The organism is Pseudomonas sp. JR33AA, assembly GCF_021378985.1.
Lineage (GTDB): Bacteria > Pseudomonadota > Gammaproteobacteria > Pseudomonadales > Pseudomonadaceae > Aquipseudomonas > Aquipseudomonas alloputida.
On sequence record NZ_JAJSAW010000017.1, the window covers coordinates 64,566 to 86,018 of the forward strand.

Genomic DNA, 21,453 nt, shown 5'->3' on the forward strand with positions numbered 1-21,453 from the left:
TACTTGAAGGCTTGACACCTAGATGGGGATGCCCCGAAGGATTTCAAGCCTTTTCGTCGATCGAGGGTTGCGCCGCGCTCGGCGCCTTGCTGACCACCACCATGGCGGGGCGCAGCAGGCGGCCGTTCAGCAGGTAACCCTTCTGGAACACGTTCAGCACGCTGTTTGGCTCGACCTCGGCGTTTTCCTGCATGGCCATGGCCTGATGATGCTCAGGGTTGAACGGCTGGCCGTGCGGGTCGACCGCTTCGAGGTTGTAGCGCTTGAGGGTGTCCTGGAACATCTTCAGGGTCAGCTCGACACCTTCGCGGATCTGCTTGACGTGCTCATCGTCGGCACTGGAGTGAGCCAGGGCCAGTTCCAGGCTGTCGATCACCGGCAGCAAGTCGCTGGAGAACTTCTCCAGGGCGAACTTGTGGGCTTTCTCCACATCCTGCTCGGCACGACGGCGTACGTTCTGCAGGTCGGCAACTGCACGCAGCGCCTGGTCCTTGGCTGCGGCCAGCTGTTCCTCGAGCTCCAGAACACGGGTATCAGCTGCATTGCCTGCACCGGTTTCTTCCACGTTAAGGTCTTTCTCGTTCAGCTGCTCATCAGCCATGGGGTCTCTCCTGCGCAATTTTGTGGACTGCGAGCCAGGCTCGCCTTGGATGTCGGCTATATGGGGCCGGAAAAACCAGGTTCAAGGGGCAAGGTGGTTTTCAGGGCTGCAACAGAATCTGCGAAGGGGCATTGGCAGGCCTGAAAAAAGTACTGTATAAATAACCAGACCTGATTTCCGGGAGCCGCCCCCATGCTGGTGCACCTGTCCATTCACAACTACGCCATCGTCGAGCACCTCGACCTCGAAATCGCCCGTGGCATGTCCGTCATCACCGGCGAGACCGGTGCCGGCAAATCGATCATGCTCGACGCCCTCGGCCTTGCCCTGGGCGACCGCGCCGACAGCGGCGTGGTGCGCCCCGGCACCGACAAGGCAGACATCCTGGCCACCTTCGACCTGGTGGACATCCCCGAAGCGCATACCTGGCTGGCCGAGCGCGACCTGAACAACGAAGGCCTGTGCATCTTGCGCCGGGTAATCACCGCCGAAGGCCGCAGCCGTGGCTACATCAACGGCACGCCCTGCCCGCTCGGCGACCTCAAGGCGCTGGGCGAACTGCTGATCGATATCCACAGCCAGCACGAGCACCAGTCCCTGCTCAAGACCGACACCCACCGCCGCCTGCTTGACGAGTATGCCGGTGCCGTCGACCTGGCCCGCCAGGTACAGCTTGCAGCCAAGCGCTGGAACCAGACCCGCCTGGAGCTGGAGCGCCTGTCCAACTCGGGCGACGAGCAGCGCGCCCGCCACCAGTTGCTCAGCTACCAGCTGGAAGAACTGGACAACCTCGGCCTCGGCGAGCACGAACTGGAGCAACTGGAACAGGAACACAAGAACCTGACCAGCGCCGAGGCCCTGTTCGGCATCTGCCGCCAGGTCATCGACCAGTGCAGCGAGAGCGACTCGGGCAATGTGCTCAGCGCCCTCACCACCAGCCTCAACCGCCTGGGTGCCGCCACCCACTCACCCAAGGCACTGAGCGAAGCGGCCAACCTGATCGCCAGCGCGCAGATCCAGGTCGAGGAAGCCGTGGGCGAACTCAACCGCTTCCTCGACAACTTCGACGCCGACCCGATGCGCCTGCAAGCCCTGGAAGAGCGCCTGGACACCATCTACACACTGGCGCGCAAGCACCGGGTGCACCCCACCGAACTGCCCCACCTGCAACAGCAACTGATGGAGGAGCTGGAGGGCCTTAACGCCAGTGACGAGTCGATCGAGCGGCTGGGCGAAGAGCTTGCCGCCTACGCCCAGCACTATAAAGAGAAGGCACGCGAACTCAGCGCCCTGCGCCATCAAGCAGCGCAGCAGCTGGCAAGCGCTGTGGAGCAGGAAATCCAGCGCCTGGGCATGCCTGGCGGGCGCTTCTGCATCGAACTGACAGCGAACGAAGGCGCCGAACTGTCACCCCATGGCCTGGAGCAGATCGAACTGCTGGTCAGTGCCAACCCTGGCCAGCCGCTCAAGGGCCTGGCGAAGGTGGCGTCGGGTGGTGAACTGTCACGCATCAGCCTGGCGATCCAGGTCATTACCGCGCAGACCTCGCGCATTCCTACCCTGGTGTTCGACGAAGTCGACGTGGGTATTGGCGGGCCAACGGCAGAAATCGTCGGCCAACTGCTGCGGCGCCTGGGCGAGCGCGGCCAGGTACTGACCGTGACCCACCTGCCGCAGGTGGCGGCGCAGGGGCATCACCATTTGTTCGTGCATAAGGTGCGCAACAGCGACACCACCCACACCGCCGTGGCTAGCCTTGGCAAACGTGAGCGCGTGGAAGAAGTGGCACGGATGCTGGGCGGCATCGACCTGACCAAGGAATCCCTGGCCCATGCACGCAAGATGGTGGTGAGCGGCAAGGCCTGACCCCTACCAGGCTAAGGCCGCTCCCACAGGAATCTCGCACGCTTTCAGCCCGCCCATAAAGAACAAAGGCGACCCGAAGGTCGCCTTTACTATCCATAACGAAAAATCGTTACTTCTTCTTACGCACATACAGGACCAGATTGTGGTCCACCAGCTCGAAGCCATGCTCGGCCACGATTTCGCGCTGGCGCTTCTCGATCTCGGCGTCCATGAATTCGATGACTTCACTGGTATCCACGTTCACCATATGGTCGTGGTGACCGCCATCGGCCAGCTCGAACACTGCATGACCGCCGTCGAAGTTGTGGCGAACCACCAGACCTGCCGCCTCGAACTGGGTCAGCACGCGATAGACAGTGGCCAGGCCTACATCCTCGCCAGCCTCCATCAGCGCCTTGTAGACATCCTCTGCACTCATGTGACGCTGCTCGGCAGAGTCGAGCATCTGAAGGATCTTGACTCGAGGCAGGGTCACCTTGAGACCGGCTTTGCGCAATTCGCTATTTTCAACCATGGTCAGCTTTCTCGCCGATGCTGCTTCGCAGCTTCTCTTAATACGGGTATGATCGGGGTTTACGTTGTCCAGCCAAGATAGTGGAAGTCGCCCACCGATGCAAAACACCAAGCTCTTGCTAACCAGCCTCACCCTAGTGGGACTGCTCGCACTCGCCGGTTGCTCGTTTCCCGGGGTTTACAAAATCGACATCCAGCAGGGCAATGTCGTCACGCAAGACATGATAGACCAATTACGCCCCGGAATGACCCGCCGGCAAGTAAGGTTTATCATGGGCAACCCGCTGATTCAGGACACTTTCAACACCAATCGCTGGGATTACCTGTACAGCCTGCAGCCTGGTGGCGGTAAGCGTCAGCAAGAGCGCATGAGTGTATTCTTCAACGAGAGCGATCAACTGGTCAGCCTGTCTGGCGACTTCATGCCAGGCGTAAGCCGCGATCAGGAAATCCTTGGCGGCAGCAGCGACACCACCGTCAGCCCGGCCACCGAGCCAGGCCAGACCAAACAGCCGGCAGCGCAACCTGAAGAAAAACCGGCCAAGCCCGGTTCGACCGAAGAGTCCATCCAGCGCGAGATCGACACCATCGAGGCCACCCCGGTCCCGACCCCGGCACCGCTGGAAACCCGCTAAGCGGGACAGCACATGCAAAAAAGCCCGGACGTGTTCCGGGCTTTTTATTGTCGCTTGTTCAGTCAGGCATTCAATTGCTTGGCACGCTGGCAGAACGCATCGACCAACGTGTTGGCAGCCTGATTGAACAGCGGGCCCAACGTGGCACGCACAATCGGCCCGGCGTAATCGAAGGACAGGTCCAGGCTGATCTTGCAGGCTTTTTCACCCAGCGGCTTGAACACCCAAACACCATGCAGCTGGGTGAATGGCCCTTCTTCGAGGTTCATCTCGATGGACTGCCCCGGCACCAGCACGTTACGCGTAACGAAGTGCTGGCTCATGCCACCCTTGGCCACTTCGAGCTTGGCACGCATGTGTGTATCGCTGGTTTCGATCACCGTCGAGGCCGAGCACCACGGCAGAAACTCAGGGTAGCTGGCCACATCGTTGACCAGATCGTAAAGCGCCTGGGCGGGGTATGGCAGCAGGGCGGAGCGTTGAATATGGGTAGTCATCCAGGCGTCACTTCCAAGGCTGGGTGGCGGCGCTTCGCAGCGTGCCGAAAACAGGTTCTGTGCGTATGACAGGGTTTGTATTGTCCGGTATTCATTCCAGTGGCTCAAGCACACCGAAATCCCATAGCGGACGACGCGCGGACTTGCCTATAATGCCGCCCCTATGGCTAAGCAAAAAAAACATCCGACCGGGACCATCGCGCAAAACAAGAAAGCGCGACACGATTACTTCATCGAACACAAGTTCGAGGCCGGGCTGGTCCTGTCCGGCTGGGAAGTAAAAAGCCTGCGAGCCGGCAAGGCGCACCTGACTGACAGCTACGTGCTGCTCAAGGACGGTGAGGCCTGGCTGTTCGGCAGCCACATCACCCCGCTGACCACGGCCAGCACCCACGTCATCGCCGACCCCACACGCACCCGCAAGCTGCTGCTGAACAAGCGCGAGCTCGAGCGCGTGGAAGCGGCCGTGGCGCAAAAAGGCTACACCTGTGTGGCTTTGGCGCTGTACTGGAGCAAGCACCTGATCAAGTGCGAAATTGCACTGGGCAAGGGCAAGAAGGAATTCGACAAGCGCGACACCATGCGCGAACGCGATTCCAACCGCGAGCTGCAGCGGGCTGTGCGGAGCAAGGGCAAGGAAGAGTAACCAGCCTGCCTGGCCGCTGTGGGAGCGGCCTTGTGTCGCGAAAGGGCTGCAAAGCAGCCCCGGCAATCTGTGCATCGACGCCGATCCTGGGGCCGCTCTGCGACCCTTTCGCGACGCAAGCCCGCTCCCACAGGCCCCGCGTTACTGCACAAAGAGCGTGCTCTCAGCGCCCGCTGCGCCGCTCTGCCCGCGCCACCCGCTGCGCTTCTTCGTGCGCCTCATGCAGCACCTCCTGCACATACAAAATGTGCCGGCTGGACACCTCTCGCGCATCCTCCGCCCTGCCCTCGACAATCGCCAGGTACAGCTCCCGGTGCTGACTGATCAGCATGTCCCGGGTTTCGGTGCGCTGCTGGTACATGCCCCCGATGTTGGTCACCACGTTGCGCTTCAGCAGGTCGAACAACCCCCGAATGGTGTGCAGCAACACCGCGTTATGGCTGGCCTCGGCGATCGCCAGGTGGAAGCGCGCATCAGCCGCGCCCTCCTCCGCACGGGTCACCTCATCGACCCTGGCATAGCAGTCCTGCAGCGCATCGAAAGCCGCCTTCAACCGTGCCCGGTCCGGCTCGGTGGCACGCTGGGCAGCGTAATAGGCGCAGGACGCCTCCAGGGTATGGCGGAACTCGAGCAGGTCGCGCTGCGCTTCGGCACTGTGCTCAAGCAACTGCAGCAACGGGTCGCTGAAGGTGGACCCCAACGACTCCGCCACAAAATTGCCCCCGCCCTGACGGCTGACCAGCAGCCCCTTGGCCACCAGCTTCTGGATCGCCTCACGCAGTGACGGGCGGGACACACCAAACTGCTCGGCAAGGACGCGCTCGGCCGGCAGCCGCTGCCCCGAGGTCAGCGTGCCTTCCAGAATCATCCCTTCCAGCCGATCGACAATGTCGTCGGACAGGCGCCGTTGGCGTACCTGATCAAAAACCATCACATGCTCTCCACAAACCCCGGGCAAATGCCTGGGGGTGCCTATTCTCGCCGATCCAGGCCACGCAAACACCCATCAAGCCGCGATTTTCCCAGCACATCAGATGCCCGCTCATCGGTACGCGACCAAAGTTTTGCACGGGACAAATTGACACACCCACGGCAGCGCTTTTAACCTAGCGCCCAGACATTGTAAATTGGTCTTACCAATTATCCAATGCCAGTGCCTGACCAACAACAATTAGGGGCCACCCCATATGCAAACCTGGCAACAACTCTATAGCCCGCTTGGTAGTCTTGGCCTGTCCGCACTGGCGGCGGTCATCCCTATCGTATTCTTCTTCCTGGCCCTCGCCGTGTTCCGCCTCAAGGGCCACGTAGCGGGCAGCATCACCCTCGCGCTGTCGATCCTGGTGGCGATCTTCGCCTTCCAGATGCCTGTCGACATGGCCCTCGCCGCCGCGGGTTACGGTTTCCTCTATGGCCTCTGGCCAATTGCCTGGATCATCGTTGCCGCGGTGTTCCTGTACAAACTCACGGTCAAGAGCGGCCAGTTCGAAGTGATCCGCAGCTCGGTGCTGTCGATTACCGACGACCAGCGCCTGCAAGTGCTGTTGATCGGCTTCTGCTTCGGCGCCTTCCTCGAAGGTGCGGCAGGCTTTGGCGCACCGGTGGCCATCACTGCTGCACTGCTGGTGGGCCTGGGCTTCAACCCGCTGTACGCTGCCGGCCTGTGCCTGATCGCCAACACCGCGCCAGTGGCCTTCGGCGCCTTGGGCATCCCGATCATCGTGGCCGGCCAGGTCACCGGTATCGACGCCTTCCACATCGGCGCCATGACCGGCCGCCAGCTGCCGCTGCTGTCGCTGTTCGTGCCGTTCTGGCTGGTGTTCATGATGGATGGCCTGCGTGGCGTGAAGGAAACCTGGCCTGCCGCCCTGGTCGCCGGCCTGAGCTTTGCCGTCACCCAGTACTTCACCTCGAACTTCATCGGCCCGGAACTGCCAGACATCACCTCGGCACTGGCCAGCCTGATCTGCCTCACCCTGTTCCTGAAAGTCTGGCAGCCCAAGCGTGCGTTCAGCGAGGCCAAAGGCAGTGTCGGCGCAGCCGTTGTGCAGCCAAGCGGCAGCCAGCCTAGCCCGTACAGCTTTGGCGAGATCTTCAAGGCCTGGTCGCCGTTCCTGATCCTCACCGTGCTGGTCACCATCTGGACCCTGAAACCGTTCAAGGCGGCTTTCGCTCCGGGCGGCGCGATGTACAACTTCGTGTTCAACTTCGCCATCCCACACCTCGACCAACTGGTGATCAAGACCGCACCGATCGTTGCCGCGCCGACCGCCATGCCAGCGGTGTTCAAGCTTGACCCAATCTCCGCCACCGGCACCGCGATCTTCCTCTCGGCGCTGATCTCGATGGCGGTGCTGAAGATCAACTTAAAAACTGGTCTTACCACTTTCAAGGAAACCTTCTGGGAACTGCGCTGGCCGATTCTGTCGATCGGCATGGTGTTGGCCTTTGCCTTCGTCACCAACTACTCGGGCATGTCCTCGACCATGGCCCTGGTGCTGGCCGGTACCGGCGCCGCGTTCCCGTTCTTCTCGCCGTTCCTCGGCTGGCTGGGCGTGTTCCTGACCGGCTCGGACACCTCGTCCAACGCCCTGTTCAGCTCGCTGCAGGCCACCACTGCGCACCAGATCGGGGTCAACGACACCCTGCTGGTGGCAGCCAACACCAGCGGCGGTGTAACCGGCAAGATGATCTCGCCGCAATCGATCGCCGTGGCCTGCGCCGCTACCGGCCTGGTCGGCAAGGAATCCGACCTGTTCCGCTTCACCGTCAAGCACAGCCTGTTCTTCGCCACCATCGTCGGCCTGATCACCCTGATCCAGGCTTACTGGCTGACCGGCATGCTGGTTCATCACTAAAGTGAAAGGGGCCGGGCGCCGTCGCGCGCTCGGCACTCCCACAAGCAACGCTGCGAGAATCCATGATCATTTCTGCCTCTACCGACTATCGCGCCGCGGCCCAACGCAAGCTGCCCCCCTTCCTGTTCCACTATGCCGACGGCGGCGCCTACGCCGAGCACACCCTGCGCCACAACGTGTCGGACCTGGCCGGCATCGCCCTGCGCCAGCGCGTGCTGAACAACATGTCCGAGCTCAGCCTGGAAACCAAGCTGTTCGACGAAACCCTGAGCATGCCGGTGGCCCTGGCCCCGGTCGGCCTCACCGGCATGTACGCCCGCCGTGGCGAAGTGCAGGCGGCGCGTGCAGCGGCGGCCCACGGCATCCCGTTCACGATGTCTACCGTGTCGGTGTGCCCGATCGAAGAAGTGGCGCCTGCCATCAACCGGCCGATGTGGTTCCAGCTGTATGTGCTCAAGGACCGCGGCTTCATGCGTAACGCCCTGGAGCGGGCAAAGGCCGCCGGCGTCAAGACCCTGGTGTTTACCGTGGACATGCCCGTACCCGGCGCCCGCTACCGCGACGCCCACTCGGGCATGAGCGGCAGGAACGGCCCGCTGCGCCGCGTGCTGCAAGCCATGACCCACCCCGAGTGGGCATGGGATGTGGGCGTGATGGGCCGCCCGCATGACCTGGGCAACATCTCCAAATACCGTGGCAACCCCACCGGCCTTGCCGACTACATCGGCTGGCTGGGCAACAACTTCGACCCGTCCATTTCCTGGAAAGACCTGGAGTGGATCCGCGAGTTCTGGGACGGCCCGATGATCATCAAGGGCATTCTCGATGCCGATGACGCCCGCGATGCGGTCAAGTTCGGTGCCGACGGTATCGTGGTGTCCAACCACGGCGGCCGCCAGCTCGACGGCGTGCTGTCCAGCGCCCGTGCCCTGCCGGCGATTGCCGACGCGGTCAAAGGCGACCTGAAGATTCTGGCCGATTCGGGCATTCGCAGTGGCCTGGACGTGGTGCGCATGATCGCCCTGGGTGCCGACACCGTACTGATCGGCCGCGCCTTCCTCTACGCCCTTGCCGTGCATGGCCAGGCCGGCGTGAAAAACCTGCTTGAGCTGTTCGAAAAGGAAATGCGCGTGGCCATGGTGCTGACCGGTGCCAAGTCGATCAGCGAGATCACCCGCGACTCGCTGGTACGCGAACTGGGCGCCTGAACGCCTGCAAGAACCACCGCCTGAATGACCCGGGGCATGTAGCGCACAGACGCCACAGCCCCGCGAGGAGACTGCATGAGCCTGCCCGCCGCGTTCCTGCGTGATGCCGAGCGCCTGATCCCCGCCGAACGCCGCTTCGACGACCCCACCTCCACCCTGGCCTTCGGCACCGACGCCAGCTTCTACCGCTTGATCCCCAAGCTGGTGGTGCGCGTCGAGTCCGAGGACGAAGTGGTCGGCCTGATCAAACTGGCCCAGCGCGAGCGGGTGCCGGTCACCTTCCGCGCTGCCGGTACCAGCCTGTCTGGCCAGGCCATCAGCGACTCGGTGCTGATCGTGCTGGGCGATAACTGGAACGGCCGCGAAATCCGTCGTCAGGGTGAGCAGATTCGCCTGCAACCCGGCGTGATCGGCGCCCAGGCCAACGCCTGGCTGGCCCCCTTCGGGCGCAAGATCGGCCCCGACCCGGCCTCGATCAACGCCTGCAAGATCGGCGGCATAGTCGCCAACAACGCCAGCGGCATGTGCTGCGGCACCGCGCAGAACACCTACCACACCCTGGCGGGCCTGCGCCTGGTGCTGGCCGACGGCACCCGCCTGGACAGCGAAGACCCGGCCAGCGTCGCCGCCTTCGAAAGCAGCCACGCCGAACTGCTGGAAGCACTGGCCCGCCTGGGCCGCGAAACCCGCGCCAACACCGCGCTGGCCGAGCGCATCCGGCACAAGTACAGGCTGAAGAACACCACCGGCCTGTCACTGAACGCACTGGTGGACTACGACCAGCCGCTGGACATTTTGCAGCACCTGCTGGTCGGCTCGGAAGGCACCCTGGGCTTCATTAGCGCCGTCACCTATAACACCGTGCCAGACCACCCGCACAAGGCCAGCGCCCTGCTGGTGTTCCCCAGCGTCGAAAGCTGCTGCCGCGCGGTACCCGTGCTCAAGCAGCAGCCGGTTTCTGCCGTGGAACTGCTCGACCGCCGGAGCCTGCGCTCGGTGCAGAACATGCCCGGCATGCCGCTGTGGGTTAAAGGCCTGTCGGACAACGCCTGCGCCCTGCTGATCGAATCCCGCGCCGCCAGCCAAAGCCTGCTGCACGAGCAACTGCAGCAGGTGATGGCCTCGATCGCCGACTTCCCGCTGGAACAGCAGGTGGACTTCAGCGAAGACCCGGCCGTGTACAACCAGCTGTGGAAAATCCGCAAGGACACCTTCCCCGCCGTCGGTGCTGTGCGCCAGACCGGCACCACGGTCATCATCGAAGACGTGACCTTCCACGTCGAGCAACTGGCCGAAGGCGTCAACCGCCTGATCCAGCTGTTCGACAAGCATCACTATGACGAAGCGATCATTTTCGGCCACGCGCTGGAAGGCAACCTGCACTTCGTCTTTACCCAAGGTTTCAACAGCCCCGAAGAAGTCGCCCGTTACCAGGCGTTCATGGACGACGTGGCGCAGCTGGTGGCGGTGGAGTTTGGCGGCTCGCTCAAGGCCGAACACGGCACCGGGCGCAACATGGCGCCTTTCGTGGAGCTGGAGTGGGGCCACGATGCCTACCAGCTGATGTGGAAGCTCAAGCGCCTGCTCGACCCCAACGGCATCCTCAACCCCGACGTGGTGTTGAGCAACGACCCGGATATCCACCTGAAAAACCTCAAGCCGCTGCCTGCCGCCGACGAAATCGTCGACAAGTGCATCGAGTGCGGCTTCTGCGAACCGGTGTGCCCGTCCAAGGGACTGACCCTCAGCCCGCGCCAGCGCATCGTCATGTGGCGTGACATCCAGGCCAAGCAACGCGCCGGCATCGATACCCGCGCACTGATGCAAAGCTACCAGTACCAGGGCATCGACACCTGCGCCGCTACCGGCCTGTGCGCCCAGCGCTGCCCGGTCGGCATCAACACCGGCGAGCTGGTGAAGAAACTGCGCAGCCAGGCCGCCGACCACGCTAAAACCGCCGACTGGCTGGCCGAGCATTTCCACACAGCCCTTAGCGGTGCGCGCCTGACCCTGACCGCCGCCAACACCGCACGCAAGCTGCTAGGCGCCCCGCGCCTGGGCCGCCTGAGCGCCTCGCTGAGCAAAGCCAGCAAAGGCCGCCTGCCCCAATGGACCCCGGCCATGCCGCAACCGCTGCGCCCCCTGGGCCTCGGCGCGACCAGCAACGACGCCCGCCCGCGGGTGGTGTACCTGGCCGCCTGCGTCTCACGGGTAATGGGCCCGGCCTACGCCGACCGCGAACAAAGCTCGCTACTGGACAAAACCCGCGCCCTGCTGGAAAAGGCCGGTTACCAGGTGGTGTTCCCCGACAACGCCGACAGCCTGTGCTGCGGCCAACCGTTCGCCTCCAAGGGCTACCCCGAGCAGGCCGAACACAAACGCCAGGAGCTGATCACCGCCCTGCTGCACGCCAGCCGCGGCGGACTCGACCCGATCTATTGCGACACCAGCCCCTGCACCCTGCGCCTGGTGCAGGACCTTGGCGACACCCGGCTGGACCTGTACGACCCGGTGCGCTTCATCCGCACCCACCTGCTCGACCGACTGGAGTTCACCCCCCAGGACGAACCGGTAGCCGTGCACGTGACCTGCAGCACCCAGCACCTGGGCGAAAGCCAGGCCTTGATCGACCTGGCGCGGCGCTGCAGCAAACAGGTGGTGATCCCGGAAGGCATTCATTGCTGCGGGTTTGCCGGTGACAAAGGCTTTACCACCCCCGAGTTGAACGCCCACTCGCTGCGCAGCCTGAAGGACGCCGTGCAGTATTGCAGTGAAGGTATTTCCACCAGCCGCACCTGCGAGATAGGCCTGTCGAGCCACAGCGGCATCGACTACCACGGCCTGGTGTACCTGGTAGACCGCGTCACCCGGCCACGCAGTATTTAGGCTGGGAGCGATTCGCCGTGGGGGGGGGCGGCGCTCGATATCCCAGGCGCTGCATCCATCCCTGTGGAATTTGCGCGCCAGCGCCTCGGCGCATCGCGCGATATCGCGTCGTACAACCCCGGCGGCAGCACGCGCCTGTCACAGCCGTAACTGGCCCGAAACTGTAGGAGCGAGCTTGCTCGCGATGCGCCCCGCGGGCGGCGCTCGATATCCCAGGCGCTGCATCCATCCCTGTGGAATTTGCGCGCCAGCGCCTCGGCGCATCGCGCGATATCGCGTCGTACAACCCCGGCGGCAGCACACGCCTGTCACAGCCGTAACTGGCCCGAAACTGTAGGAGCGAGCTTGCTCGCGATGCGCCGCGCGGGCGGCGCTCGATATCCCAGACGCTGCATCCATCCCTGTGGAACTTGCGCGCCAGCGCCTCGACGCATCAAGCAATATCGCATCGTACAACCCCGGCGCTAGCACGCGCCTGTCACAGCCGTAACTGGCCCGAAACTGTAGGAGCGAGCTTGCTCGCGATGCGCCGCGCGGGCGGCGCTCGATCTCCCAGCCACCGCGCATGCCACGGCGGGCCCCCACAGCCCCCCACATCCCGATGGAACCCCCACCAATCCCCCACAGTCCACCTTACAGGCCCACCTTCCAGAGGCCCCAGAGGAGACACCCATGAAAGGTACCGCACTTTCGGCCCTGTTCGCGGCCGCCACCCTGCTGGCTTCGCCGGTGTTCGCCGCCGATGACCTCTGCGCCGCCAACCTGCAAAAGATCGACGACAGCATGGCCACCGCCGGCGCCACTTCCGAAGGCCTGGACAAAGCCATCACCGAGCACGTCGACAAAGCCAAGGCCGCCCAGGCCTCGGGCGACACCAAGGAATGCATCGCCATTACCAGCAAAGTCCTGGAGCGCCTGGAAAAAACCGAGAAAGGCAGCGGCAGCAGCGGCGGCGGCGCCTAAGCCCAAAAGCGGGCGACTGGACCGGCTGTCGACGTCGCCCGCGCAATGGCGTATACTCCGTCCTACGCGCCGTAAGGTGCGTTAGCCAAGAGCTAGTGCGGGGCCGATTAGGATTCGACGCCGGTAACGAAACTCTAGGTGCATGCCGAGTTGGTAACAGAACTCGTAAATCCACTGTTGCAACTTCTATAGTTGCCAATGACGAAACCTACGGCGAGGAATCCTACGCTCTCGCAGCGTAAGTGACCTTTGCTTCTGGTAGCTTCGGCTCCAGCAATCACTAGGGGATGCCTGTAAACCCGAAATGATTGTCATACAGAACAGGATCGTCGCGTAGCACGTTGTGGGCGAAGTGACTAAAACTTACACAACTCATCCAAAGCACCCTGCCCGTCGGGCGGCTGCGGATTAAATCAGTAGACACGGCTAAGCATGTAGTACCGACAGCGGAGTACTGGCGGACGGGGGTTCAAATCCCCCCGGCTCCACCAAATAACCATCTAAAGACGTCCACGGACGTCTTTTTTTGTGCCTGAACCCCAATAAATACGGGGCTTTCAGCGCCATCAGGGTCCGTTAGCGTCCAGCAGGATCCACGACATTCAGTATTCCAAGTGGTATTCCAAGCCATCTACTGGTAATTTTTGGAATACCGAAACCGCTCTTGGAATACCGCATGTGCGCTCAAGCCACCCGCCTCTCGGACCTCAAAGTCAAAGCCGCCAAGCCCCAAGAGAAGGACTATGTCCTAAGCGATGGTGACGGCCTTCAAATGCGAGTGAGAAGTAATGGCTCTAAGCTCTGGAACTTCAACTACCGGCACCCGGTGACGAAGAACCGGATCAACATGGGCCTCGGGACCTTCCCCGAAGTTTCATTGGCGCAAGCCCGCAAGCGCACCGTTGAGGCACGCGAGCTCCTCGCCCACGGCATCGACCCCAAAGAGAAACGGGATGCAGTGCAGCAAGCTAAGAAAGCGGCGACTGAGCACACTTTCCACAACGTGGCGACGGCCTGGTATGAGCTGAAAAAGGATGCAGTGACGCAGGCCTACGCCGAGGACATCTGGCGTTCCCTCACGCTGCACATCTTTCCGTATCTGGGACACACCCCAATCTCGACCATAAATGCTCCTCAGGTCATTAACCTGCTCCGGCCACTCGAAACCAAGGGCAGCCTTGAAACCGTAAAACGACTGACACAGCGGCTCAACGAGATCATGACCTACGGTGTCAACTCGGGGTTGATTCACACGAACCCGCTCAGTGGTATCCGCTCCGTCTTCAAGAAACCGAAAAAGAAAAACATGGCAGCACTACCCCCCGATGAGCTGAAAGAGCTCATGGTGGCAATCGCCAATGCCAGCATAAAAAGAACAACCCGCTGCCTGATCGAGTGGCAGCTCCACACCATGACCCGGCCAGTCGAAGCAGCAACCACCCGCTGGGCAGATATCGACATCGAGAAGAAGATCTGGACGATTCCTGCGGAGCGCATGAAAAAGCGCCGCGCGCACATTGTCCCGCTCACGGAACAAGCTCTTGCAATCCTAGAAGCGATCGAGCCCTACAGTGGACATCGGGAATTTGTGTTCCCCGCAGACCGAAACCCACGTACACACTGCAACAGCCAGACCGCCAACATGGCGCTGAAACGAATGGGCTTCGAGGGGCGTCTGGTCAGCCACGGCATGCGGTCGATGGCCAGCACCATCCTCAACGAGCATGGCTGGGATCCCGAATTGATCGAGGTAGCACTTGCCCACGTCGATAAAGACGAGGTTCGCAGCGCCTACAACCGCGCGGACTACATCGAGCGGAGACGCCCGATGATGACCTGGTGGAGTGAGCATATCCAGGAAGCAGCGACGGGTAATCTGTCGGTGTCAGCTATCCAGGAAAGTCGGTACAGAAAAGCTGTTTCGATGCGCTGATCAACAAACGCTGCTTCAAATTAGCCGGCCGCGAGAGCGTTACAAACGTCCAAAAACAATCACTCTCATTTTAGTAAAAGCTAAGGCACGGTAGGGTCCGTCCATTTGAACGGTTGCTTAGAGATTACTTTTCATCTCTCCGAAAAACTCTTCAAACCCCGCACAGACACAGTTCGCGCCTTAGCCCCCTCCCCCCTACAGCTTTTTATATTTCAGCCGCCTTAACATTAGCTGCGCCTTACTTAGAGGATCTTCCACTCTGCTTTTTGGAACCGCTCAGGGAAAGAGTAATAATCCTTGGAGAATGAATGGGCTCCAGAGAACAGAGATCCTCCATTGACTCTACTATATGGGCTGAAGAAATTTCCAGCCATTAGCTCTTTTTTTGCTAGCGTGGCGAGCTCACCCCAAGGCGCCTTAAATTCTTTACCATAAGAACTCCATGCCCAAATATTTTTCCACTGCTCGCCATCCAGATCCGGAGTTATTGAAGGATCAGTATCAAGAAACAAATAGGCTTGACCTCCATCATATTTACAATACGGGTAGTCAAAGTTACAAATCTTGAAAGAAAATAGCTTCTCTATATATATTAGCAATTGAGGCCGAATCTCTTCAGATATCACCTCATGCGGTAGCATTAATTCCGCGGCAAGCAAATAATCAAAAACTCTCCAGTCCACGAAACCTAAAATATTCAGTCGGTCTGCACCTAAGCTTAAGCGCTTAGATGAATTGACGACCAATAGCATTTTCGGGATCGTCTCGACCCATTTTACTGCAGCCTTCAGTTCCCCAGCAGAAGGAACGCAAGCGAGTTGACACTCTGCTTCCTGATATCTTTCGCGTTTGCTTACCCAGAACGCATAATGGCTACGACCAAACTTAAGCACGGGATCAGGATCCGCTACTAGATCATGGCGACCATCAGCTTTTGCTAATGCCGCGATTGTGCTCCAAGGTGTTGTCAGTTGCTCGGCAGTCAGACAGTGAAAATGCTCAGATGCCCTTACTCGAGTCAAGAATTCTTTGCGGCGTTGCTTCAACTGTTGGCTAATCCAGCGTGAATGGCGCTCAAGCTCCCCATATGTGTAACGTAAGAGCCCCTCACTGGGAACAGTAACTTCCTGACGTAATACGACAATGGGTGCGAGCCCTGAATGTCCCGAGCCCTGCACGCAACTCGGTGTGTCCGCCGACTCTGCAGTTGCGGTTAGCTTCATAGTGATAAAAGGTTTGGAAGATTGGATACATCCTAGTGCTGCAAAGCATGATTTCTGATCTGGGCGAAGCACCGCGCCTGCGGATAGTGGTTCGAAGGTGCGTACATTCGGACACAATAGGGTACCGCCAACTGCACGCAAGGCTTCGCGAAATCCGGCTCTGGGCAAATTGTGTCGCCCGTTGGCAGAGACCATTACGTTTCTTGGTCGCAACCAGGCATACAGCGTGTGAAAGCTTTCAAGTCCGTCATTTAGATAAACACGACCCCCATGATGTGGCGCTTTCAAGAAATCAATTCCTAAACCAGCCGGATGCTGAGCAGCAATATACGTCCAATTCTCCTGATCACCTGGAAATAACAACCGCTTACGATGATGGCCATCGAGCACGAAATCCAAAACCACCACCAATGAAGTGTCATTCAAAATTGAGTTACCAAAAAATTCTGGCTCAACATCTGGATTGATCGCTTGCGCCGCTTGAATTATCGATTGCTTTGGAGGCAGCTCGCGAGTTAAGGGAAGGCTCTCGAAGTCTTCAGGCGATAGCGCGACTCGGCTATCAAATAGATTAGTAACGCTATCGAATTGCTCGTCATACCCAGGATCCTGTGCTTCAAGCAGCCACTGTAATGGTAGAGGTCGGCGTCGCATGAGTGCTGCGATATCACCAATTGAAGCTAGTGACAAACTTTTTATCAGCCTTGCCGCTGGAGAAAGTATGGAAATCGTGATGCGCCCATCGGCATAGCGAGTTTTGAAACCCTCAAGGGGATAGTTTATGGGAATCCCCCGACTTTTTAATGTCCTTTGCACTTCCGATGCCTTTGTAATGGCCTCACTGACACGAGGGGCAAACAACCATTTTAGACGTTCAAAGGTTGGCAGACAGGGCCCGAGATATTCTCCAATGGAAATTTTTGAACCGAGCAACTCGGGAAGACCTCCTTGATGATCTGCGTCGACATGACTTAAAATCAAAACATCAATGTCAGGATCTACAGGATCACGGGGGGCGTTCTCGAGATAAGTAATTAACTCCTCCGGCAGCCTCATACCTGCGTCAAGCAGACATCTAAAAATCACAACACCATTACAAACAGATTCGACGAGAGTGCAGTCACCATGACCTACATTGAAGGACAACACTCTGACTTCATCCGGCACTGTTTCAAAGCTTTCATCACTTTCGTGAGTATTGAACTGAGTTTTCATTCTTCAAGCGTCCTGCAAAAATAGACTGGATAAATTTATAGTCGAGTTTATTGCAAGTCGTAGCATTTAGCCATCAAGGTCGCCACGAGCCTGTATTTCCCCGAGCGCTTAAGTGATGAGCGTTTACTTTTGGCCGACGGTAGCCCGTTATGCCATTGGTTTCGCCGCTGAAAAGCGGCCATTCGATTCAAAAAAATCTCAATCACACATTACCGCGATGACATCACCACCCAGGAGGTTCGTCCCATGTCATTGCAGTGCCCCCTCTGTCACTCCCCCAAAGTCGCTTCCTTCCATCACGCCATGAAAGTAGGTGCAACCATTGGCACCGTGGGCGGTGTTGCGCGTGCCGTCAGCGCGGCCCTAACTGGCGGCCAGACGGGCGCAGCCATCGGCGGTATCGCCGGACCGGTCGGCAGCACACTCGGCTCCATATCGGGTGCCATCCTCAGCGGCCTTGCCGGCGGTTTAGGTGGCTGCGCGCTCGGTGCTCAACTCGGTGAATCACTCGACCGCCACGTCCTGGCCCACAACCTCTGCCTGCTATGCGGTCATCGCTTCAACCTGCCGGCCTGATTGGCCCTCTCTCTTTCCATTTATCCATTCGGTCAGCGCTGCGCCTCGCGCAGCGTTTTATGCCTGCCTGTACTAAAAGGAATCATTCACATGGCACATCTCATCGAAACCATGGCCTATGCTGGCGCTACCCCGTGGCATGGCCTGGGCAATCAGCTCAGTCAGAAGCAACCTATCGAAGTCTGGCAACGCGAAGCTGGAATGGACTGGCAGATTCTGGAAAGCCCCGTGCATTTCAAATCGGATGCCATTGGCCACCTGGGCGCTATCCACTCCTTCCCCGAGCAAAAGGTGCTCTATCGCTCCGACAGCAAGGCGCCGCTGTCGGTGGTATCTCAGCGCTACCACACGGTGCAGCCCCGGGAGGTACTCGAATTTTATCGTGACCTCACCGAGGTCTCCGGCTACGAACTGGAAACGGCCGGCGTACTCAAGGGTGGGCGCAAGTTCTGGGCGCTGGCGCGAACCGGGCAAGGCGCTGCGCTCAAGGGCAACGACCAGGTGAATGGCTATCTGCTGCTGGCGACCTCCTGTGACGGTACCCTGGCCACCACCGCAACGCCGACCACCGTGCGCGTGGTGTGCAACAACACCCTGACCATCGCTCTGGACGGCACCAGCCGGGCGATCAAGGTGCCGCACAACACCCGCTTCGATTCCAAGGCTGTGAAGAAGCAGCTCGGTATCGCCGTCTCGCAATGGGACGACTTTATGTATCGCATGCGCGTACTAGCCGAGCGCAAGGTGCTGTGGCACGAGGCATTGGGGTTCTTTATGAACGTGCTGTGCGAGACCAGCCCGAGCGGTGCTCTGCCGGAGCAACTGCCCAACGAGCGCGCCCTGCGCAAGGTTCAGGAACTGTACGAAGGCCGGGGTCGCGGTAGCCAGCTGGATTCGGCACGTGGCACCGCCTGGGGCCTGCTCAATGCCGTGACCGAGTTTGTCGACCACGAGCGCCGCGCGCGTAGCAACGAGTACCGCATGGAATCGGCCTGGTTCGGCCAGGGGGCGCAGATCAAGCAACGCGCTTTGGATGCCGCGCTGCAGCTCGCCGCTTAACCCTTACTTACCTCTCCCCTCGCGCCCGGTCAGCCTTGCGCTGGCCGGACGATTATGTCTGCAGGTGAATACCATGAAAGCAACGTCGTTGAACCGCAGCACCCGCAAGAAACGCCCTGCCCTGCGACTGGTCAGCACCAAGGAGCTATCGCGCGAGGACTGGTTGCAGATCCGCAAACAAGGCATCGGAAGTTCGGATGCCGCCGCTGCGGTGGGGCTGAGTCCCTACAAGTCGCAGTTAGAGCTGTGGCTGGAGAAGTCCGGTCGCGATGCTGGGCTACCGAAGGTTGATCCCCAAGATGAGGAAAGCCCGATGTACTGGGGCAATATCCTAGAGCCCATCGTGGCCTGGCACTATAGCAAGCGCACCAAGCACAGGGTCCGTCGCATCAACGCTGTGCTGCAGCATCCGGATCCGGAGTTGCCCTGGATGCTAGCTAACATCGATCGCGATGTGATCGGTGCCGACGATGTGCAGATCCTCGAATGCAAGACCGCCGGCATAAACGGGGCGCTCCTCTGGAAAGAGGGCGTTCCCGAGTATGTTCAGCTTCAAGTGATGCACCAACTCGCCGTCACCGGCAAGCAGGCTGCAGATGTGGCGGTGCTGCTCGGCGGTCAGACGCTGGAGATCCACCGAATTGAGAGAGACGAACAACTCATCGCGCGACTGATCGAACTTGAGCGCAGGTTCTGGCAGTACGTGGAGACCGATACGCCACCGCTAGCCGATGGCACCGCCTCTGCTGAATCCGCATTGCGCTGCCTTTATCCGGAGGACAACGGCCAAGTCGTCGACTTCAGTGGCCATGCCGGACTGAGCGCTGCCTTCATCGAGCTCAAGGCCGTCCGCCATTCGATTGCCGGCAAGGAAAAGCGCGAGGCCGAGCTCAAGCAGATGCTACAGCAGGCCATGGGCGATGCCAGCCGGGCGGAGTTCACCGGCGGCTATGTCAGCTGGCGCAAAGCCAAGGACAGTGTCGGCCTCGATGTAGCTCAACTGCTCCAGGACAAGCCTTACTTGCAGGCCAAGTACCCCCTACTCAAAGCTGGTGCTCGGCGCTTCCTGGTCGGCTGATTTTCATTTCCTCACCCCATCCCCTCTTAGCCAGACTATGCGGTTCGCGCTGCGTGGCTGGCCTTTTTTTCATTTCCAGGAGAACCATCATGCTCAAAGGCTTAGCCTTGACGCCCCCAGTGCTAGGGCGCATCTCCATCGGTAAGGTCATCGAGAAAAATGGCAAGCGTTTGCCGGAGAAGGATGACCAGTTCACCATCACCTCCCAAGTACAAGGCAAGGACGGCTGGCTGTTGCACCCTCTCAACGACGGGCTTCGCCAGGGGAAGGACGACAAACTGCGAAGCATTCCGGTGCGCCTGCTGTTCAACGAGCCTGAGCTGAACCTCCGTGCCGACTACACCCTATTTGATCGACAGTCCGAACGACCGCTGTGCGTGGGCAATGGTGAGACCTGCAAGCGCGTCACTCAAGAAGGTGTGCAGTCTCTGCCCTGCCCTTCGCCGGATGCCTGCCCACTGGCCAAGGGTAATGCCTGTAGGCCCTACGGACGGCTAAACGTGATCATTGGCGATGAGGATCCGCTAGGTAGCTTCGTGTTCCGCACCACCGGCTTCAACAGCATCCGCACCTTAGCTGCCCGGCTGTATTACTTCCAGGCCATTACCGGCAACCGTTTGGCGTGCCTGCCGCTGGAGCTGCGCCTACGTGGCAAGTCCACTCGTCAGAGTCATGGCACGCCGATCTTCTACGTCGACCTGACTGTACGCGGCGGTATGGACATGGCTGAGTGGCTGCAAGCCGCCAATGAGCTCGACGCGAAGCGGAAAGCAGCAGGCTTCGATCAAGCTGCGTTGGATGAAGCGGCGCAGCGTGGCTTCGCCAATGGCGCGTTCGAGGACAGCGAGGAAGACGCCGGCACCATCGTCGAGGAGTTCTACCTCGTCGAGGAGAGCCAATTCCCTGTCACCATCACTTCCCAGCGATCAGTGAAAAACAGCCTGGCTGAGAAGTTGGAGGCGCAAGCTCAGCGCCACACCTCATCGACTGATCCCCCCCCAGGAGACACCCATGCGACTGCACAAACTGAAGGCCAATGACTCGAGCGGCACCTACCTGGTCGAGTCGCCCGTCACCGAAACCGACATTCTACTGATGGCCCGCCAGTTGGCGGAACTGCGTCTGCGTAGAGCGAGCACAGACCTCATCGGAGGCGGTGTCCAGCCACCTACAGGCGCAGCTGAGCGATTACGAGCATGAAGTCTTCGCCTTTCTCCGCCTTGATAGCCGCCATCGAGTCATCGCCTTCCATGAAATTTCCCAAAGTATGCTCGTCGGTGACGGCATCTCTCCATCGTCAAGTCAGCCTTGAAGCACAACTCTGTCGCTATGGTCCTGGCGCCCCCTTCGGGGACACCGAACCCATCCAGGTAGACCGCAGCAGAAGCAGGCACTAAACCTGGACGGGATGCGGATGCTGGACCACACCATTGTTGGTCCCGAAGGCTGCCTATCGATGGCAGAACAGAATCTCCTGTGAGGAGAAAACGAAGATGACACTACTACGGATCTTGGCTGCGGTATTTATGTTCGTCGGTATTCTCGCCGGCTGCCTGGCACTACTGCTGTTGGTGATTCTGCTGGTGCGTTTTCCTCCACTGCTGATTGCCGTGCTATTGGCGTGCTGGATCTTCAGCCGACTGAAAGAAACATCACATAGAGCACATAAATAGAAACTTGAGCCAGTATGGGTAGC

Annotated in this window: 18 protein-coding genes, 1 other RNA gene and 1 pseudogene; 15 read left to right on the forward strand and 5 right to left on the reverse strand. The window is 60.0% G+C overall.

Translation table 11 applies throughout. The annotated features are described in order from the left end of the window. Positions 1-43 precede the first annotated feature (43 nt). Positions 44-601, reverse strand: coding sequence for a nucleotide exchange factor GrpE (gene grpE, locus LVS58_RS21380; protein ID WP_233692702.1), 558 nt, complete (start codon positions 599-601; stop codon positions 44-46). A 192-nt stretch (positions 602-793) separates the two neighbouring features. Here grpE and recN point away from each other — a divergent pair, with 192 nt between their 5' ends. Continuing rightward, entirely contained in the window at positions 794-2,467 is a 1,674-nt protein-coding gene (gene recN, locus LVS58_RS21385; protein WP_233692703.1) for a DNA repair protein RecN, read from the forward strand. 109 nt (positions 2,468-2,576) lie between these two features. Here recN and fur read toward each other — a convergent pair whose 3' ends face one another. Beyond that, the gene (gene fur, locus LVS58_RS21390) at positions 2,577-2,981 is read right to left on the reverse strand and encodes a ferric iron uptake transcriptional regulator (RefSeq protein ID WP_233692704.1); all 405 of its coding nucleotides are present in this window, start codon (positions 2,979-2,981) and stop codon (positions 2,577-2,579) included. A gap of 97 nt (positions 2,982-3,078) precedes the next feature. On the opposite strand from fur, the gene LVS58_RS21395 reads away from it, so the two are divergent. Then, positions 3,079-3,615, forward strand: a complete 537-nt coding sequence (locus tag LVS58_RS21395) for an outer membrane protein assembly factor BamE (RefSeq protein ID WP_233692705.1) — start codon at positions 3,079-3,081, stop codon at positions 3,613-3,615. A gap of 62 nt (positions 3,616-3,677) precedes the next feature. Here LVS58_RS21395 and LVS58_RS21400 read toward each other — a convergent pair whose 3' ends face one another. Beyond that, positions 3,678-4,112 (reverse strand): type II toxin-antitoxin system RatA family toxin, encoded by a 435-nt coding sequence (locus tag LVS58_RS21400; protein WP_003249916.1) that lies wholly within the window; start codon positions 4,110-4,112, stop codon positions 3,678-3,680. Between the two features lie 163 nt (positions 4,113-4,275). Here LVS58_RS21400 and smpB point away from each other — a divergent pair, with 163 nt between their 5' ends. Continuing rightward, the gene (gene smpB, locus LVS58_RS21405) at positions 4,276-4,758 is read left to right on the forward strand and encodes an SsrA-binding protein SmpB (protein WP_233692706.1); all 483 of its coding nucleotides are present in this window, start codon (positions 4,276-4,278) and stop codon (positions 4,756-4,758) included. Between the two features lie 163 nt (positions 4,759-4,921). On the opposite strand, the gene LVS58_RS21410 is transcribed toward smpB, so the two are convergent. Continuing rightward, positions 4,922-5,689 (reverse strand): FCD domain-containing protein, encoded by a 768-nt coding sequence (locus LVS58_RS21410; RefSeq protein WP_010955371.1) that lies wholly within the window; start codon positions 5,687-5,689, stop codon positions 4,922-4,924. A 256-nt stretch (positions 5,690-5,945) separates the two neighbouring features. Here LVS58_RS21410 and LVS58_RS21415 point away from each other — a divergent pair, with 256 nt between their 5' ends. The 6 genes from LVS58_RS21415 to LVS58_RS21440 all read left to right on the forward strand — a co-directional run bounded on the left by LVS58_RS21415 (position 5,946) and on the right by LVS58_RS21440 (position 14,606). Continuing rightward, entirely contained in the window at positions 5,946-7,616 is a 1,671-nt protein-coding gene (locus LVS58_RS21415; RefSeq protein WP_233692707.1) for a lactate permease LctP family transporter, read from the forward strand. A 62-nt stretch (positions 7,617-7,678) separates the two neighbouring features. Further along, positions 7,679-8,824: an FMN-dependent L-lactate dehydrogenase LldD gene (lldD, locus tag LVS58_RS21420; RefSeq protein ID WP_233692708.1), complete on the forward strand. Its 1,146-nt coding sequence runs from the start codon at positions 7,679-7,681 to the stop codon at positions 8,822-8,824. A 75-nt stretch (positions 8,825-8,899) separates the two neighbouring features. Further along, a complete protein-coding gene (locus LVS58_RS21425; RefSeq protein ID WP_233692709.1) occupies positions 8,900-11,710 on the forward strand; it encodes an FAD-binding and (Fe-S)-binding domain-containing protein in 2,811 nt (936 codons plus the stop codon). Between the two features lie 672 nt (positions 11,711-12,382). Next, a complete protein-coding gene (locus tag LVS58_RS21430; RefSeq protein WP_233692710.1) occupies positions 12,383-12,673 on the forward strand; it encodes a hypothetical protein in 291 nt (96 codons plus the stop codon). A gap of 99 nt (positions 12,674-12,772) precedes the next feature. Beyond that, positions 12,773-13,164: a transfer-messenger RNA gene (gene ssrA, locus LVS58_RS21435) on the forward strand. Positions 13,165-13,349: 185 nt separating this feature from the next. Continuing rightward, the gene (locus tag LVS58_RS21440; protein WP_233692721.1) at positions 13,350-14,606 is read left to right on the forward strand and encodes an integrase domain-containing protein; all 1,257 of its coding nucleotides are present in this window, start codon (positions 13,350-13,352) and stop codon (positions 14,604-14,606) included. 242 nt (positions 14,607-14,848) lie between these two features. Here LVS58_RS21440 and LVS58_RS21445 read toward each other — a convergent pair whose 3' ends face one another. Then, entirely contained in the window at positions 14,849-17,044 is a 2,196-nt protein-coding gene (locus LVS58_RS21445; RefSeq protein ID WP_233692711.1) for a hypothetical protein, read from the reverse strand. A gap of 246 nt (positions 17,045-17,290) precedes the next feature. On the opposite strand from LVS58_RS21445, the gene LVS58_RS21450 reads away from it, so the two are divergent. From LVS58_RS21450 to LVS58_RS21475, 6 genes and pseudogenes are all read left to right on the forward strand, one after another. Next, complete coding sequence (locus LVS58_RS21450; RefSeq protein ID WP_233692712.1) at positions 17,291-17,620, forward strand: hypothetical protein; 330 nt, start codon at positions 17,291-17,293, stop codon at positions 17,618-17,620. A 90-nt stretch (positions 17,621-17,710) separates the two neighbouring features. Continuing rightward, positions 17,711-18,679, forward strand: coding sequence for a DUF932 domain-containing protein (locus LVS58_RS21455; RefSeq protein WP_233692713.1), 969 nt, complete (start codon positions 17,711-17,713; stop codon positions 18,677-18,679). Positions 18,680-18,752: 73 nt separating this feature from the next. Then, complete coding sequence (locus LVS58_RS21460) at positions 18,753-19,757, forward strand: YqaJ viral recombinase family nuclease (RefSeq protein ID WP_233692714.1); 1,005 nt, start codon at positions 18,753-18,755, stop codon at positions 19,755-19,757. 89 nt (positions 19,758-19,846) lie between these two features. Continuing rightward, on the forward strand, positions 19,847-20,797 hold the full coding sequence (locus LVS58_RS21465; protein WP_233692715.1) for a recombination directionality factor: 951 nt from the start codon (positions 19,847-19,849) through the stop codon (positions 20,795-20,797). Next, positions 20,769-21,237, forward strand: a pseudogene (locus tag LVS58_RS21470) (JAB domain-containing protein). Before LVS58_RS21465 ends, LVS58_RS21470 begins: the two are co-directional and overlap by 29 nt. A 13-nt stretch (positions 21,238-21,250) precedes the next feature. After that, positions 21,251-21,430 carry a hypothetical protein gene (locus LVS58_RS21475; protein ID WP_233692716.1) on the forward strand — a complete coding sequence of 60 codons (180 nt, stop codon included), beginning with the start codon at positions 21,251-21,253 and terminating at the stop codon, positions 21,428-21,430. Positions 21,431-21,453 lie beyond the last annotated feature (23 nt).

Excerpts from the sequence above, each read along its gene's own strand:
- LVS58_RS21425 (WP_233692709.1), top strand. The coding sequence starts at position 8,900 with ATGAGCCTGCCCGCCGCGTTCCTGCGTGATGCCGAGCGCCTGATCCCC.
- LVS58_RS21475 (WP_233692716.1), top strand. The coding sequence starts at position 21,251 with ATGACACTACTACGGATCTTGGCTGCGGTATTTATGTTCGTCGGTATT.
- LVS58_RS21455 (WP_233692713.1), top strand. The coding sequence starts at position 17,711 with ATGGCACATCTCATCGAAACCATGGCCTATGCTGGCGCTACCCCGTGG.
- LVS58_RS21445 (WP_233692711.1), bottom strand. The coding sequence starts at position 17,044 with ATGAAAACTCAGTTCAATACTCACGAAAGTGATGAAAGCTTTGAAACA.
- LVS58_RS21465 (WP_233692715.1), top strand. The coding sequence starts at position 19,847 with ATGCTCAAAGGCTTAGCCTTGACGCCCCCAGTGCTAGGGCGCATCTCC.
- grpE (WP_233692702.1), bottom strand. The coding sequence starts at position 601 with ATGGCTGATGAGCAGCTGAACGAGAAAGACCTTAACGTGGAAGAAACC.
- recN (WP_233692703.1), top strand. The coding sequence starts at position 794 with ATGCTGGTGCACCTGTCCATTCACAACTACGCCATCGTCGAGCACCTC.
- LVS58_RS21415 (WP_233692707.1), top strand. The coding sequence starts at position 5,946 with ATGCAAACCTGGCAACAACTCTATAGCCCGCTTGGTAGTCTTGGCCTG.
- LVS58_RS21410 (WP_010955371.1), bottom strand. The coding sequence starts at position 5,689 with ATGGTTTTTGATCAGGTACGCCAACGGCGCCTGTCCGACGACATTGTC.
- LVS58_RS21440 (WP_233692721.1), top strand. The coding sequence starts at position 13,350 with ATGTGCGCTCAAGCCACCCGCCTCTCGGACCTCAAAGTCAAAGCCGCC.
- LVS58_RS21430 (WP_233692710.1), top strand. The coding sequence starts at position 12,383 with ATGAAAGGTACCGCACTTTCGGCCCTGTTCGCGGCCGCCACCCTGCTG.
- LVS58_RS21450 (WP_233692712.1), top strand. The coding sequence starts at position 17,291 with ATGTCATTGCAGTGCCCCCTCTGTCACTCCCCCAAAGTCGCTTCCTTC.
- smpB (WP_233692706.1), top strand. The coding sequence starts at position 4,276 with ATGGCTAAGCAAAAAAAACATCCGACCGGGACCATCGCGCAAAACAAG.
- fur (WP_233692704.1), bottom strand. The coding sequence starts at position 2,981 with ATGGTTGAAAATAGCGAATTGCGCAAAGCCGGTCTCAAGGTGACCCTG.
- LVS58_RS21460 (WP_233692714.1), top strand. The coding sequence starts at position 18,753 with ATGAAAGCAACGTCGTTGAACCGCAGCACCCGCAAGAAACGCCCTGCC.
- LVS58_RS21395 (WP_233692705.1), top strand. The coding sequence starts at position 3,079 with ATGCAAAACACCAAGCTCTTGCTAACCAGCCTCACCCTAGTGGGACTG.
- LVS58_RS21400 (WP_003249916.1), bottom strand. The coding sequence starts at position 4,112 with ATGACTACCCATATTCAACGCTCCGCCCTGCTGCCATACCCCGCCCAG.
- lldD (WP_233692708.1), top strand. The coding sequence starts at position 7,679 with ATGATCATTTCTGCCTCTACCGACTATCGCGCCGCGGCCCAACGCAAG.